Below are 13826 nucleotides of genomic sequence, written 5' to 3'. Positions count from 1 at the left end.
GTTAAACTATCTTGCCACTCATTAAAGTAATCATTAATGAACTCCGGCAATAAATTAACATCAGCCTTTGTGTTTGTGATGGTATCATGATCCGTAACTCCAACGACGGACGCAAATGACATTGCTGGCAACCAGCGAGCAACCGCTCGCGCAAACTCTTTATTCGCAGTTATTGCTGATATAATTTTAATTTTACGTTCAGCACTAAGACCTCCTTCAAGGCCTAGTGCGTTGATGTACTCGATTGAATTATCTGGCAGTTTCCGATCTATTCGTGCGAGTTGAACTGGCGTTAAGGTGTCGATAATCAACTTTGCAACTTGCGCAATACCAGTCGTGGAACTGGCAGGGACAACTGACACATCAGCACGATTACGTACGTTAAGATTCGCTATTAGGTCAGACATATGTGGATCCCTATTTTTTTACCGCCACCAAGCGAATAGCGACATCTGCCAAAAACTCTCCGCCTATCACACTGACATGCTTGGAGGTTGTCAAATTTATTTCTTGTATTTTTGAGTCAACCTCTCCACCTTTTACGATATACGAAGAGCAAATTTGACTATTTTTAATCACATCATGACAACTCTTCGTCAAATCCCACGTATTTCCTATAACATCGTATAGGCCCCATCGATTTGGAGGAAATTTTTTTATAGGGTATCCCCTGACGTTATTAAATACTATTGTATATATACTATCCGGTCGTTTTGATCTAACCCCATCTATTGCTGCATTCCCAGGCAAGTCAGAATCACCCCAAGGAAATTTAGATGTACTCCCTGCTGCTGCCACTATTTCCCATTCATCAGCTGTTGGAAGATCAAAATTACGCCCTGTTTTTTTATTGATCCAACTTATGTAGCATTTTATCTGAGACACGCTCAAATTTCTTATGGGCCATGGAAGCGATATTGAATTTATCTCTTCTTTACTGGGAACATAGTTGCGCGGATAAATTGTTGGTAGACTACAAGATCCATCAAAATAAGATTTCAGATAGTCTGACCATGTAAGCTCATTGGCCATAACCATATTTATCTTACGTTGGGATACTTCTAAAACTGGAATATCTACAAGTTCCGGGCAATCTCTACAGTGAAGATTTCTCATCGCATTCTGCACATGGGATTTTGCTGCTTCCCTGGCATTTTCGTGCTCGGTACCAGATAATCCCAGCAGAACGGCAATCATGGCAACACGTTGCATAAATTTCCCTCAAAATTACCGAACTCTTCGATTATCAATGGCTTGCAACCGCTCACGAGCATCTTTTAGCCCAGGCTTTTCCAGACCAACAACTACAGGAATGACGTAGCCCTTACTCGCCCTGGTGGTGGGCGGCGAATAGACCCAAACGACACGCTTTTCATCGGCCACTGCTAAAACATACAGCTTTCGTGCACGGCGCAAATCCACAGGAACTGCATCTCCTTCTTCGTATCGAATTCCTAGTTCGAGTTGAGCGCGCTTGTCGCCTGCCTGAGCACGTCGAACGAGTTCTTGAAGTTGAGGATCGGCTCTTCCGGGCTTAAGTGAAATTCCCATATACTCGTTCGATGCACAGGCACCCAAAGCAATCACAGCCAGCATGGCTGTCATAAGCTGTAGCACCGCTTGCCGGATCAGCAAACGAGCCGGCCCCTTGGCCACTTTTTCACTTATTATGACGAAGCGGAAGATGATGCTCTTTACCAGCGCACGGTATATCGAGTATCCTAGGAACATGTCGGCACGTTCAGTCAGGATGCGCCGTTTTCCATAAACATCACCATCTGTCATCGAGGAGTGCTGTCCGATTTCGCTCATCTCTCCCTCCCGGCTTCATCCAACGACTGTACGATGGGTGAGAGCAGATACTGAATGATCCGCCGCTCGCCCGTCTTGATCTCAGCTTGTACAGCTAGGCCAGGCCCAATCGGCTGATCTCTACCGGCCACGCTTATAGTCCGCTGGTTCAAGCGAATGCGCGCGGCATAGACAAGTCCTGGCTGGACTGGCCTGTTCTTCTCGTCCCGTAGTGCCGTCTGCTGGTTCTGCTCGATCGCATCGCGGCTGATCGTCTCCACCACGCCTTCAACCAAACCATAGTCAGTGAAGGGAAAAGCCTCGAGCTTCACCCGCACCTTCTGGCCCTCGCGCACAAAGCCGATGTCTTTGTTGAGGATCATGGCCTCAACTTCGACATCGCTGCCGTCCGGTACAACTACCATGATCGGCTGAGCGGGCTGAACGACGCCACCGATTGTTGTAACCGCGAGCTGTTGCACCGTGCCGCTGACCGGCGCGCGCAGTTCCTGGAACGCGCGACGACGCTCTGATTTGTGAAGCTCCTGAACCGCCAAAGCCGACTTGTCTGTAGCTTCGGAAAGCTCGGTCACCGCTCCCTTGGCAAAGCCTTCGCGCAATTTGGAAAGCTCTGCGTCCAGTGCCCCCATGGCGGCACGCGCCTTGGCGGCGGTCGCCTGCTGGACCGCGATATTTTGAATATGCTCGAGCCGCAGTTGCTCATATTCCAGCGCCTTTAGCTTGGAGTAATAGCCCCGCTCCGCCAGCTCATTCCGCGCGGCGAGCTGCCGCTCCACCAACGGAAGGGTCATCTTCAGCTTGGCGATTTCCGCCTCGGCTGAAGACAGTTCGGCGGCCTGCTGCGCGCGTTGCTCACGGAGGCTTGCGCGCTGCGCCTCATATTCCGCGATGGCGGCGTGAACAAATTGGGCCTGAGTGGCAGACACACCCTCGGGTGTCCCAGCCGGTGGGACGAAGCGCGCCGATCTGCCGGCGAGATAGGCCAGCAATGCGTCATTGCGGGCTCGGATCACATTGGCAAAGAGAAGCTGCTGTCCCGCTTGCGCCTCATCCGCACCGGCCAGTGTTGGATCGAGCTCGACCAGCAGCTGCCCCTTGGTGACATGCTGGCCATTGCGGACATGGATGGCGCGCACCGAACCGATTTCGATCGGCTGGATGATCTTCACATTGGCTGAGGGAATGACCTTGCCGCTGGCAACCGCGACGACGTCAACCCTGCCAACCGCCGACCAGATCAGCGCGATGGAGAAAAGTCCGCAGAGCAGCAAGAGAAGCATGCGCAAGCCCGGGCTGGGCGGCTTCTCCATGATCTCCAATGCTGCGGGCAGGAATTCATGGTCGCTGATCGGACGCTTGGCCTTGTCCGCCTCGTCCTGCATGGTCCAGCTGATCCTGAGTACGCGCCAGTGATGGCTGAGCGTCGGGAAGGTTGCCGCTGCCCAGGCCTTCATGCCACCTGTCCCATCTGCTTGGTGTAGAGCTGCGCATAGCGACCGCCGGACTTGAGCAGGCTTTCATGATTGCCGACCTCGGTGATCGCTCCTCCCTCGACGGTGACGATCCGATGGCATTGACGAACCGCCGACAGGCGATGGGCAATGATGATGACCGTGCGGCCTTGCGCGATGCGGCGCAAATTGGTCTGGATGATCTCCTCGCTCTCGGCATCGAGCGCGCTGGTCGCCTCATCGAGGATCAGGATACGGGGGTTGCTGATCAACGCCCGCGCGATGGCCATGCGCTGGCGCTGGCCGCCGGAAAGGTTGCCGCCCCGCTCGTCGATAACGGTGTCGTAGCCGTGCGACAGTTCCAGGATGAAGTCATGCGCACCTGCCAGGTTCGCCGCAGCCATCACCCGTTCCATCGGCATGGTGGGATCGGCGAGCGCGATATTCTCCCGCACCGAGCGGTTGAAGAGGATATTTTCCTGCAGCACCACGCCGATCTGGCGCCGAAGCCAGGCAGGATCAACGAGAGCGAGATCCGTGCCGTCAACCAGCACCCGCCCCTGCTCAGGCACATAGAGACGCTGGACCAGCTTGGTGAGGGTTGATTTGCCCGAACCCGACGGCCCGACGATACCCAACATTTCCCCCGCTTCGACCGTAAGGTTGACGCCGCGCAAGGCTTCAGGCGCATCGGGACGATAGCGGAAACGAACCTTGTCGAACTCGACCTTGCCCCGGATCGGCGGCAGGCTGGCGCGGTTGGGATTATGCTCCGGCTCGGCGGGTGTGTTCAGCACATCGCCCAGACGATCGACGGAAATCCGGACCTGCTGGAAATCCTGCCAGAGCTGCGAGAGCCGGAGGATCGGCTGAGCAACGCGCCCGGAGAGCATGTTGAAGGCAACCAGCGACCCCACGCTCAGATCGCCCGCGATTACTGCCTTCGCCCCGAAATAGAGGATGGCGACCGTCGTCAGCTTGGATACGACCTGGATAAGATGGCTACCCCAATTGGCGAGCGTCGCCACGGCAAAGCCGGTATTGGTGTAGCCCGCAAACTGCTTTTCCCATTTGGCGCGCATTTGAGGCTCGACCGCCATCGCCTTCAAGGTGCCGATGCCGGTGACGCTTTCGACGAGGAAGGCTTGGTTTTCCGCCCCGCGCTTGAACTTGTCGTCTAGTCGCGCGCGCAAGGTCGGCGTGATGAAGATCGAGATCGCTGCGTAGATGGGAATCGACAGCGCCACGATCAGCGTCAGCATCGGGCTGTAGAGATACATGACGATGAAGAATACGATGGTGAAGAAGAGATCGATCACCACAGTCACGGCATTAGAGGTTAGGAACTCCCGAATTCGCTCGAGTTCTCGCACCCGCGCCACGCTATCACCAACCCGCCGTGCCTCGAAATAGGAAAGCGGAAGGTTCAGCAGATGACGGAACATGCGCGCCGACAACTCGCTGTCCACCCTGTTGGTGGTATGCGCAAAGAGCCAGTTGCGTAGAGCCGAAAGCAAAGTTTCGAACAGGAGCACTGTCGCAAGACCGATCGCCAGCACGTCCAGCGTGGTCAGCGACTGATGCACGAGCACCTTGTCGATCACGAGCTGGAAGAAGATCGGGGAAACCAGTCCCATCAATTGCAGGAAGAAGGAGCCGATCAGCACATCGCGCAAGGCGCCGCGATATTTGACGAGCGCGGGAATGAACCAGCTGATGTCGAAAGGACGCGAAACCCCCGCCATCTGCTCTCGGGTGGTCATGAGCAACAGACGGCCAGCAAAGCGCCCGTCCATTTCACCGCTGGTCCACACCTCCGGCCTCTCGCCATCGCCGCGCTGGACCAGGAAACGGAGCGCCTCCTCCTGCTGGTCGACCTTCAGGAGAATGACGATCTGCCCGTCGCGCAATTCAGCCAACGCCGGCAAAGGCAGTTGGGCCAGATCGGCAAGCGAAGCAGCCCGAATCTTGGCGACGATCTTCAGCCGCTTTGAGATTCGCGCCAGATCCTCCAGCGCATAGCCGTTCGCTGGCTCCCCATGATCGTGCGCGATCTGCGCAGGATCAGCGGGAACCCCAAGGAATTTTGCCAGCAGGACAAAGGAGGAAAGCGCAGAATCCGAGAAGGAAGATGTTTTGGAACTTCCATTGATTCCGCCGCCCTCAACGGCAGCGGATGTCATTCAGGCTGTGTCGTTTCAGCCCGGACGCTGCTCGCAGCAAAAACTGCGGAAAATATGATAGACCCAGACAAACGACGTCCCCCGCAAAACTCACCCCATGTGCGGAGGACACGACCCATCATATTTATTCCCCCGCATCTCCTGGCTATCAAATCCAAAATGGCCCCGCAATCAGTTATTTAGCGATGGTATAACTATTTACTCCGAAACGGATGAATCTCTCGCCGGGCCAGTCGGCACGAATCGCATGATGAACAATCTGCCGTGGTTGACCATGCAAGGACAATATATGCCTCGTCGCTCTGCTGGTCCTCACACTCCGATTCCCAGCCCCCGGCCCCGCCCCAGGTCGATCCCATGGTTGAACGCGAGCTCCGCCCCCAACCTTCGCCCACTGTCGATGGAGATTCCAAGTTCCCTCTTGCGGCTCGCCAGGATCGATTCCACCTGCGGATCGCGCTCCAGCGATCGCGCCATCGACCGCATGCCATCCTGACAGGTACGGCGCCTGTCATAGTCGCCATCGACATAGGCGCGCTCCGCGGCATTGGAGTAACGGTTCCAGCGTTCGACAAAGCGTTCGGCCCGCAAATTGGGATCGGTCCGCACTTCGCGCTCATGCACGATCGCCAGCCGCGCGGGCTCGGTGTCACCCCGCGCGGCTCCGGCGGCCAATGACGGATTGCGGCCATAGGCGGTTTCCGCGTCAAGCGCCGCATGTTCGCGTAGGCCGTTCAGTTCCTGCCTGGCTTGCTTGAGTTCGCTTCTCTGATCCGGCGTCATTTCAGCGCCCTGGTCCTGCATGGAGAAGATCGCCTGCACCACGCGGGCATGCCGCGCGATCGCACGATCCCGAATCTCTGCGATGCTCTCCTTAGGTTCGGCCATGGCAGGGGGATTGGCCCGCAGCTCCAACCCCTCGAAGGGAGACCGGGCGGGTTTTGGAGCTGCCTGCCGCTCTGGCCCAGGTGGCCGGACATAACCCGACGCCATATCCTTGCCGCGCTCGCGGCCAAGCGTGCGCACCAGCCTGCCGCGATCGGCAAAATCATCCTGGCCATAATGGAGGTCGACCGTGCTGCGGTGACGGGAGAGAGCGACATAGGCGGCATGGCGATCGAGCCCCGGCGTCGCCAGCACATGCACATTGTCGACCGTCATGCCCTGTGCCTTGTGGATGGTGGCGGCATAGCCATGATCGATCGCGGCATAATCCTTCACGTCGAATGCGACGGCACGGCCATCGTCCAGCATCGCCGTCATGCGCAGCTGATTGACATGCTGCACGGTGGCAAGGGTGCCGTTCCTGACGCCCAGGCTGCGCTCATTTTGCAAGAACATGACCCTGTCGCCGGAGGCAAAGCTGCGCGTTCCCCGTTCGACCGTCAGGCTGACCTCCTGGCCCAGCCCACCTGCGCCGCGCAGCCGGTCGCGAGCCGCCTCGTTGAGTTCGCGCACCTCGTCATTGGTGTGGGTGAGGATAATGCGACTCGCTTGCGGGTTAGCACCGCGATCCCGGTCCCAGCGGTCGATCAGCTCCTCACGTGCTTGGCTGCGCGTTGCGGCGGCATGGACATGGCCGGCTTCCTCATAAGCTGACAGCGCCTCGCCGGTCCGGCCCGTGGCCAGCGCCCGAGTGGCTTCACGCTGCCATTCTGCGCCCTGGCGGCGAATGGAGGTGATCTCGACGCTGCCATGTCGTTCGGCGACCGAGCGGAACGCGGCCCCTGCCTCGATTGCCTGGAGTTGTTCGGGATCGCCGACCAGCACCACCTTCGCGCCGCACTTCTCTGCTTCCCTGATCACCCGTTCCATCTGCCGGGTGCCGATCATCCCGGCCTCGTCGATCACGAGGACGGATTTGTCGGTAAGCAACTCACGCCCCTGACCCCATTGATGCTCGAGACTGGCGATGGTGCGCGCGGTGATCCCCGAGCCACCTTCGAGATTTTCCGCAGCGATGCCCGACAGCGCCGCACCCTGCACCGCATAGCCCGCCTGCTCCCAGGCTTCGCGCGCCACGCCCAGCATCGCGCTCTTGCCGGTGCCGGCATAGCCGATGACATTGCTCAGGGCCTGGGGGCTGGTCACATGCTCGAGTGCGCCGCGCTGCTCGGCGGAGAGGTTCCTGCCCCGCTGCGCTGCCTGCGCCAGTGCGCGATCGACTTGGCGCAATGCTACGCCATAATGGCGACGCGCATTGAGCGTGGCGGTCGCCCGCTCGAGCCGCTGTTCGGTCTCCAGCATGGATCGTGAAGTGAAGCGCTGTTCGCCGCGCCCGTTCTTGCCCAGCGCAACAAGATCGGGCGATGCCTTCACCGCCGCCATCACTTCATCGAACTGATCCTTCCCTTCGCTGTGCCGATGCACGAACATCGCAAGGTCGCGGATGGTGAAGGTGGCTTGGCCGTGGGTGATCGCGTCGAGCGCGATGCCGGGGTTGGCAAATATCTTCTCGCCATTGGCCCGCCCAATGCCGTGATGTTCTTCCAGCCGCTCACTGTCACGCCCCTCAAGCGCCATGCGCGCTGCGGCCGGGCCGATCTTGTGCTGAGGCTCCAGATCGATGCCCTGCGCCTCCAGACTACGATGATCGATCCGTGCGTCGATATCGAGTTCGGCGAGGCGGGTGTTCACATGGCTTTCCCAGGCCTCGCGCCAGTGCGTGAGCAGTTCGGTCCGGTTCCAGTCGCGCACCTTGGCGCCAAAGCCCTCTTCAATCACTTGCCGCAAACCCAGCATCACATGGGCATGGGGCTTGGTCGCCCCGTCGGCGCCGATATCCCAATGGACATTGAGGTCGGCGACCATGCCGCGATCGACGAACTCGCGTTGCACGAAATCGCGGGCCAGCGCGATGCCCTGCGTCTGGTCCAGCTCGCGCGGAATGGCAAACTCTATCTCGCGGGCCAACTGGGCGTCCTTGCGGATTTCGACGGCTTCGACAGCGTTCCACAGCTTTTCCCGATCGCGCCATTCCTCCGGCGCGCCATCGGGCAGCATCACCTCGCTGTGGACGACCCCCGCCTTGTTGGAGAAATCATGATGGCGGCCAAGCCGCTCATCATGCAGGCGCGAAGCCGAGCGATAGGCGGCAGCGGCCAGCGCCGACGATCCGGCGGCGCGGGAAATGATCTTGGCCGAGAAATGGTAGATCGCCATGGCGACACACCAGATACGCCCAAAAGCGCACGTCGGCACGACGTATAAGCGCGCCCTCGAAAGACTTCATCAATCTCGGGATGCGGAAATCTCAGGGAATATCAGAGCATTGCCGCTGATCGAGAGGAACGATAACTGGAATGTCCTTTCGTTTACAAGAAGGACATTCTCCATGCGCAAGCCACGAGACTATGATGCAGAGCTGAAAGCGCTGACCGACAAGGCGAGACAACTCAGGCTTCGCAAGCAAAGCCAGTTAGGTGAGTTGGTGATGGCGACCGGCGCAGATGCGCTCAGTGCCGAAGAACTGGCGGGCGCGCTGCTGGCCATTGCCACGACCAGCGACAGCGCGACAAAGGAGGCGTGGCGCAAACGGGGCGCTGCCTTCTTTTCAGGCCAGGCAAGCAACACTGGGCATGGCGCTGGCGATAAGCCGGACGGCGCTGCGGCGGGTGGCAGCAGCACGCAACCGGCTGCAGGCACAACAGGCACGCAATGACAGGCGGGATTGGCAGGTGAAGCGGCGCGAGCGCACCCGGCATTTGATCGAATTGGGCGGGCTGGTCATGAAGGCGGGACTGGTCGAACTCACTGACGATGATCGTGCCGTCATCCTTGGGCTGCTAGGCGAAGCGGCTGCAAGGCTGCGGGCTGAGGATCGTGCGCAACAGTTGCTGCTTTGGCGGCGGCGCGGCCAACGCATGTTTGCGGCCCAATCCTTGCCGGTTCAGGACTGAGCCGTCATAGGGCTGGCCATGGACGACGAAATGAAAGCCATCATCCTGGGCGTGATCGAACGCGCGCCGCAATGGATCCGCCATGATCTGGCGGCGAAGGATGCGGCCAGTCGCGCCCGTGCGGAAGAAACGCTGGCGGCGATGATCGCAGATGCGCTGGGAAACGGAAACGCTGGATCGCCGGGCAACGGCTGAAGACGTTCAGCCGTCAGCCAGACGCCGCTCGCAGACGGTTTTGACCAGTTCCTGCAACACCGCCACGCGCTCGCCCAGCCAGTTCAGTTCCTCGTCCGTCACCTTATAGTGAGGGGAATAGCGGGCGTTCACATATGCCTGCCGCAGCAGATCGAAGCAGCGGCGGCTGAACTTGTCATCGCGTGGCCAGGCCTCGACCAGTTCCGGGGCGATCTCCTCGGCATGACCGCGCAGGAAATTGAGCCGGTGGGATTTGGGCGAGTAGAGGCTCAGTGTGAGCAGCGTGCAGTGATAGAGTTGTTCTACAGCTTGGTGGAGTTCAAATGCCGCCTTGTTGCGCCAATGTTCGTCATTCCCTTGCGCTCGCTGTAGTTTGAACGTTTGCAATGAAGCTCGCGCAACTGAAAACCATCGTTCGAAATGCTTCCGCGCCTCAATCCGCCCTTCCTCAGGCGGCAAGTCACGCGGTTGCGAGAAGCAGAAACCCTCAGCCTCATAGAGCAGGATGCCGTCGCGGATGATGTCGATGAAGAAGGGCCGTCCCTTTTCAAGCTGCTGGTTCACTTCGGTCAGCGAATGGACGATGAAATTGACCGGCGCCGACAGCGTCTTCGTGATGGTCATATCGCGCATCAACCTGTCGTCTGCCGCCGACCAATAGTCCAGGTCGACCAGATTGTCGTCATTGACGACGATGAGGATGTCATAGTCGGACTTGTAGCCGCCGACCGGATCATCGACCCAGCCGCCCCGCGCATAGGAGCCGTAGAGCACGAGCTTCAGGATCCGAGCCTGCTTGTTCCATTTGCTGCTGCGGCGAGCCTGCGCCGCCTCGAACTCCTCGAACAGCACGCGTACGACATGCTCCAGTTCGCGCTGCTTGCTGGCAGGAAGATGATCGAGACCGGTTTTCATGGGGTTGATCCTAGCGGGGAGAGAGCGATGCGCCAACCTCGCCCGGCACGAACCGGGCGAGGCAGTCTTGTCAGCGAAACCAGCGCCGCCACCGCTGGCGCGACGGATCGCGCAGATTGCGGCTGAAATTGCCGAGGGCCTTGGCGAAAAGCCGCTCGACCTGCCGTTTCGTAAGGCCGGTCCGCTGCGCAATCTCCCCATAGCTCAGGGCATCGAGCCGGATGGCCAGAAAGATGTCGCGCTGGATACGGGGCAAGCGGAGCACCGCATCCTCCAGCCGTGCGATCAGGGCGGGGTCATGGCTGTCGTTCATCGGAAATCTCCCGACAGGAAAACCGGCGGCATTGCTGCCGCCGGTATCGGATCAGGCCGCTTGGGCCAGCGGGGACGGTTGCGGCGCGAGGGATGCGACCAGATCGGCCAGCAATACGCTGCGCTCGACCGTGGGGACGCTGCCACGCTCCGTATAGGCCATGGGCGGAAACGCCATCCAGCGTGGTACCCAGCCTTCGACCTTCGCCCGGCCATTCCCTCCGGTCAGGCAATCGCGGATGATCTGCCGCTTGACCTTGCCGGTTGCTCGGCCATTGGCGGTAGCCACTTCCTCACCCGCAACCTCGGTCAGGATGCCATCCAGCACTTCCCGTTCACGCAACTGGTCCAGCAGGGCATCGTCGCAGCCCCATGTCTCGCGCATATCGATGCCCAGATGCAGGCCCAGCAGATCGACAAGGGCGCTGCCTGCCTCCAGCGTTTCGGCCATGACAATCGCAAGCACCTCCTGCACCGCCTCGTCGGACAGGGATGCCAAGCGGACGACCAGGCCCGCTACGCCATGATCGCCCTCATAGCCGCCGGTGACGGTCGAGGTGTCGGGATCGAAGCCGAGGAGCCCCAGCACTGCCCGCCGCCGCGCATCGAACGCCGTTTCCGAAATGCTCGTCTCGATGCTTTCGGCAACTGCCTCATTCACCGCCCGCTGCGGTTCGACCGATACCCGCCACAACGACGATCCGGCGATGGCATGGGCCACCATCAGGCGCAGCGCCAGCGACGGAGAGCCAGCCACCGCCGCCCGCACGGCGGCATGACGATGAAGGTCCACATAGTTGCGGATGGCCGCACCGATTTCAGGGCGGACCGGCTTTTCGGTCACTGTCTCCGCCGCTGCCTGTTTCCGCGCTTCCCTGATCGTCAGATAGCCCTCATGGAAAGTGACATCGCCGCGTGGTCCGACCGCAATGAAGACCTTGCCGCCCTTGCGCTTGGGGGTGCGCTCATGATCCCAGCTATGGAAGGGTTCGCCAACGGGAAGGATCACGACATCCTGCCATCCGGCTTCGCGATAGGCGTCGGCCCGTTCGGCAATGGCCGCCTCCTGTGAGGTCCAGAATATGGATGCATCGGCAAAGTAGCGCTCCTCTCCGAAGAGGTCAGACACGATGCTGCCCGGAAAGCCGTCCGGATCGAACAGGGCTGCGCTGACCGGGATGGATGCACCACCGCAGGCCCATGCTTTCAACCGGGCACCGGTCGGGCAATAGGCTTCCGGATCGTCCAGCAGGGCCAGCCACTCACGCTGCCGGACCTTGGACAGCAGGGTCAGATGCCGAACTGTCGCGGCATCGATCTCATTCTGGCGATAGAGATTACGGATGCGGGGCAGGAGATTGCCCAAGGCCAGCGTCCGCTTCACCTGCAATTCGGTAAGACCGAAGGTGAGGGCTATATCCTCCACGTTCCGCCCTTCGCGCACGAGCCGGGTGAAGCTCTCCCAGCGCGTCACCTCGTCGGGGTCGAGCCGGGCCACATTCTCGATCAGCGAGGCTTCGAGCGCCGCCGCATCGTCGCCCGCTTCCATGATCGCGCATGGCAGGGCTTCGGCTTCCCCGCTTTCCTGCGCCACGGTCAGCGCCGCATGGTAACGCCGTTTGCCCGCGACGATCTCGTAGCTGTCAGGACTCCCCTTCTGCCGCACGATCAGCGGCACCAATACGCCCCGCGCCCGTACGGAGGGCAGGATGTTGGTCAGGTCCGGTATCTTGCCCTTGGCCCGCATATTGGCAGGCGAAACGGACAGATGGGCGATGTCGATATGCTTGAGTTCCATTGCCTTCACTCCTTCAAAACACCGCAACCGGCGCCGGAATGGCGGGGGGAGCGGCAGGAGCGACCCCAAAGGCCTGTCGAGGGAGCCGGGCTGCACCCGCAGGGGCGCAATGGAATGGAGCACTCAGGCGAAGCCGGAGTTGTTGCCCGGCGCGACGGGCCTAAGGGCAAGCGACGCTCCCCCCGCCAGATCGACGCCGGAGGCCAACGCCAGCGCGCACGGCGCGATGACCGCATGCGGACCAACGGGCCGCTCCAAGCCCGAATCGGGAAACTTGCACGCTGATCTTCAGCGCGCGCCGCAGCCATCTCTCATCTCAAAAAGGGGTCAGCAGCCGCACCGCCGATGGCCGCAAAACCCATCGGCGAAAATTTTCTGCATACGATCTGGCCTGCCGTGGACCGACATGGTCCGCCATGGCCCGATTTGGCCCAAGCCACTGATTCTCATGGGCTTGACGCGACAGAACGACCCCACGATCCTGATGCTCAGGGGCAAGCAAACCGCATCGCAGCATATAGGATATTGCCATGACCGCTCAGTCCCCCGACCGCATCCTCCGCATCAACACCGTGCTCGACCGCACCGGCCTCAGCCGGGCGACCCTCTATCGCAAGGTGGCGGATGGCACCTTTCCCAGGCAGGTGCGCATCGCCAGCCGCTGCATGGGCTGGCGGGAGTCCGCCATCAATGACTGGCTTAGGAATCCCATGTTCTACAGCGTCGGGGATGGCTGACCCCGCATCCATCCATATTGGTGCCAGTTAGCGTTGTATTGGCGCCAGCCCAATCTACATTCATTGCCGCCGCTCTTACCCCTTGAGCGCGGCAACGACCCCGAACCTCAACCCCGCCGTTGAGCTTGCTCCGGCGGGGCGACTTTCCTTCGGGTTCATACGCAATGGGATGACCCCATGCCAATTTGCGTGCCGCCTGGACAAGAATGGCCGGGCGGATTTTAACTGGCTCGGGGACTTTGCCGACAGTCAAGTTGAGGGTGATAGAGTCAGGAAAGCGGACACTCAATTGACGCTTCTATTCGCTCGCGAGCTATCGGATCAGAAATGAACCACGAATAGAGCCGCACCACTGTCATACCTTGATCGGTCCAAATTGCTTTTGACTGAAGAGACGGTATGAACCGCCCCGGGATTGCCGGAGGCCCTAACTCCTGAGAGGTAGGGTCTAAGATGAGCAAGACAACGAACAAGTTTGCACCGGAGGTGCGCGAGCGGGCAGTCCGCCTGGTGCTGGACCAAGA

Annotated in this window: 12 protein-coding genes; 4 read left to right on the top strand and 8 right to left on the bottom strand. The window is 59.8% G+C overall.

Features of this window, described 5'->3' with window-relative positions; translation table 11 throughout:
• Window positions 1-417: 417 nt before the first annotated feature.
• The 5 genes from MRBLSP13_RS10940 to traA all read right to left on the bottom strand — a co-directional run bounded on the left by MRBLSP13_RS10940 (window position 418) and on the right by traA (window position 8608).
• Window positions 418-1212 (bottom strand): formylglycine-generating enzyme family protein, encoded by a 795-nt coding sequence (locus MRBLSP13_RS10940; RefSeq protein ID WP_363754506.1) that lies wholly within the window; start codon window positions 1210-1212, stop codon window positions 418-420.
• A 15-nt stretch (window positions 1213-1227) separates the two neighbouring features.
• Complete coding sequence (locus tag MRBLSP13_RS10935; protein ID WP_363754504.1) at window positions 1228-1812, bottom strand: hypothetical protein; 585 nt, start codon at window positions 1810-1812, stop codon at window positions 1228-1230.
• Window positions 1809-3194, bottom strand: coding sequence for an HlyD family type I secretion periplasmic adaptor subunit (locus MRBLSP13_RS10930; RefSeq protein ID WP_363754502.1), 1386 nt, complete (start codon window positions 3192-3194; stop codon window positions 1809-1811). The genes MRBLSP13_RS10935 and MRBLSP13_RS10930 overlap by 4 nt, the downstream gene beginning before the upstream one ends.
• Before the next feature lie 68 nt (window positions 3195-3262).
• A complete protein-coding gene (locus tag MRBLSP13_RS10925; RefSeq protein ID WP_363754500.1) occupies window positions 3263-5446 on the bottom strand; it encodes a type I secretion system permease/ATPase in 2184 nt (727 codons plus the stop codon).
• Between the two features lie 312 nt (window positions 5447-5758).
• Entirely contained in the window at window positions 5759-8608 is a 2850-nt protein-coding gene (gene traA, locus MRBLSP13_RS10920; RefSeq protein ID WP_363754498.1) for a Ti-type conjugative transfer relaxase TraA, read from the bottom strand.
• A 172-nt stretch (window positions 8609-8780) separates the two neighbouring features.
• On the opposite strand from traA, the gene MRBLSP13_RS10915 reads away from it, so the two are divergent.
• Genes MRBLSP13_RS10915 through MRBLSP13_RS10905 form a run of 3 tightly spaced genes read left to right on the top strand, consistent with a single transcriptional unit; the run spans window position 8781 to window position 9540 of the window.
• Complete coding sequence (locus MRBLSP13_RS10915; protein WP_363754514.1) at window positions 8781-9107, top strand: conjugal transfer protein TraD; 327 nt, start codon at window positions 8781-8783, stop codon at window positions 9105-9107.
• Entirely contained in the window at window positions 9061-9345 is a 285-nt protein-coding gene (locus MRBLSP13_RS10910; protein ID WP_363754496.1) for a conjugal transfer protein TraD, read from the top strand. The genes MRBLSP13_RS10915 and MRBLSP13_RS10910 overlap by 47 nt, the downstream gene beginning before the upstream one ends.
• 18 nt (window positions 9346-9363) lie before the next feature.
• On the top strand, window positions 9364-9540 hold the full coding sequence (locus MRBLSP13_RS10905; RefSeq protein ID WP_363754494.1) for a DUF6771 family protein: 177 nt from the start codon (window positions 9364-9366) through the stop codon (window positions 9538-9540).
• A gap of 6 nt (window positions 9541-9546) precedes the next feature.
• On the opposite strand, the gene MRBLSP13_RS10900 is transcribed toward MRBLSP13_RS10905, so the two are convergent.
• The 3 genes from MRBLSP13_RS10900 to MRBLSP13_RS10890 all read right to left on the bottom strand — a co-directional run bounded on the left by MRBLSP13_RS10900 (window position 9547) and on the right by MRBLSP13_RS10890 (window position 12565).
• On the bottom strand, window positions 9547-10455 hold the full coding sequence (locus tag MRBLSP13_RS10900) for a HEPN domain-containing protein (RefSeq protein WP_363754492.1): 909 nt from the start codon (window positions 10453-10455) through the stop codon (window positions 9547-9549).
• 70 nt (window positions 10456-10525) lie between these two features.
• Window positions 10526-10768, bottom strand: a complete 243-nt coding sequence (locus tag MRBLSP13_RS10895) for a sigma-70 region 4 domain-containing protein (RefSeq protein ID WP_363754490.1) — start codon at window positions 10766-10768, stop codon at window positions 10526-10528.
• Between the two features lie 51 nt (window positions 10769-10819).
• Window positions 10820-12565, bottom strand: coding sequence for a ParB/RepB/Spo0J family partition protein (locus tag MRBLSP13_RS10890; RefSeq protein ID WP_363754488.1), 1746 nt, complete (start codon window positions 12563-12565; stop codon window positions 10820-10822).
• Between the two features lie 530 nt (window positions 12566-13095).
• Here MRBLSP13_RS10890 and MRBLSP13_RS10885 point away from each other — a divergent pair.
• On the top strand, window positions 13096-13302 hold the full coding sequence (locus MRBLSP13_RS10885) for a helix-turn-helix transcriptional regulator (RefSeq protein ID WP_363754486.1): 207 nt from the start codon (window positions 13096-13098) through the stop codon (window positions 13300-13302).
• Window positions 13303-13826: the final 524 nt, after the last annotated feature.

Source organism: Sphingobium sp. LSP13-1-1.1, assembly GCF_040676415.1.
Taxonomy (GTDB): Bacteria; Pseudomonadota; Alphaproteobacteria; order Sphingomonadales; family Sphingomonadaceae; genus Sphingobium.
Note: the sequence above shows the minus strand (reverse complement) of the source record. Positions and strands in the feature narration are given on the sequence as shown.

Bases quoted from the DNA above. Each gene is read 5' to 3' on its own strand.
- MRBLSP13_RS10940 (WP_363754506.1), bottom strand. From the start codon at position 1,212: ATGCAACGTGTTGCCATGATTGCCGTTCTGCTGGGATTATCTGGTACC.
- MRBLSP13_RS10935 (WP_363754504.1), bottom strand. From the start codon at position 1,812: ATGAGCGAAATCGGACAGCACTCCTCGATGACAGATGGTGATGTTTAT.
- MRBLSP13_RS10930 (WP_363754502.1), bottom strand. From the start codon at position 3,194: ATGCAGGACGAGGCGGACAAGGCCAAGCGTCCGATCAGCGACCATGAA.
- MRBLSP13_RS10925 (WP_363754500.1), bottom strand. From the start codon at position 5,446: ATGACATCCGCTGCCGTTGAGGGCGGCGGAATCAATGGAAGTTCCAAA.
- traA (WP_363754498.1), bottom strand. From the start codon at position 8,608: ATGGCGATCTACCATTTCTCGGCCAAGATCATTTCCCGCGCCGCCGGA.
- MRBLSP13_RS10915 (WP_363754514.1), top strand. From the start codon at position 8,781: ATGCGCAAGCCACGAGACTATGATGCAGAGCTGAAAGCGCTGACCGAC.
- MRBLSP13_RS10905 (WP_363754494.1), top strand. From the start codon at position 9,364: ATGGACGACGAAATGAAAGCCATCATCCTGGGCGTGATCGAACGCGCG.
- MRBLSP13_RS10900 (WP_363754492.1), bottom strand. From the start codon at position 10,455: ATGAAAACCGGTCTCGATCATCTTCCTGCCAGCAAGCAGCGCGAACTG.
- MRBLSP13_RS10895 (WP_363754490.1), bottom strand. From the start codon at position 10,768: ATGAACGACAGCCATGACCCCGCCCTGATCGCACGGCTGGAGGATGCG.
- MRBLSP13_RS10890 (WP_363754488.1), bottom strand. From the start codon at position 12,565: ATGGAACTCAAGCATATCGACATCGCCCATCTGTCCGTTTCGCCTGCC.
- MRBLSP13_RS10885 (WP_363754486.1), top strand. From the start codon at position 13,096: ATGACCGCTCAGTCCCCCGACCGCATCCTCCGCATCAACACCGTGCTC.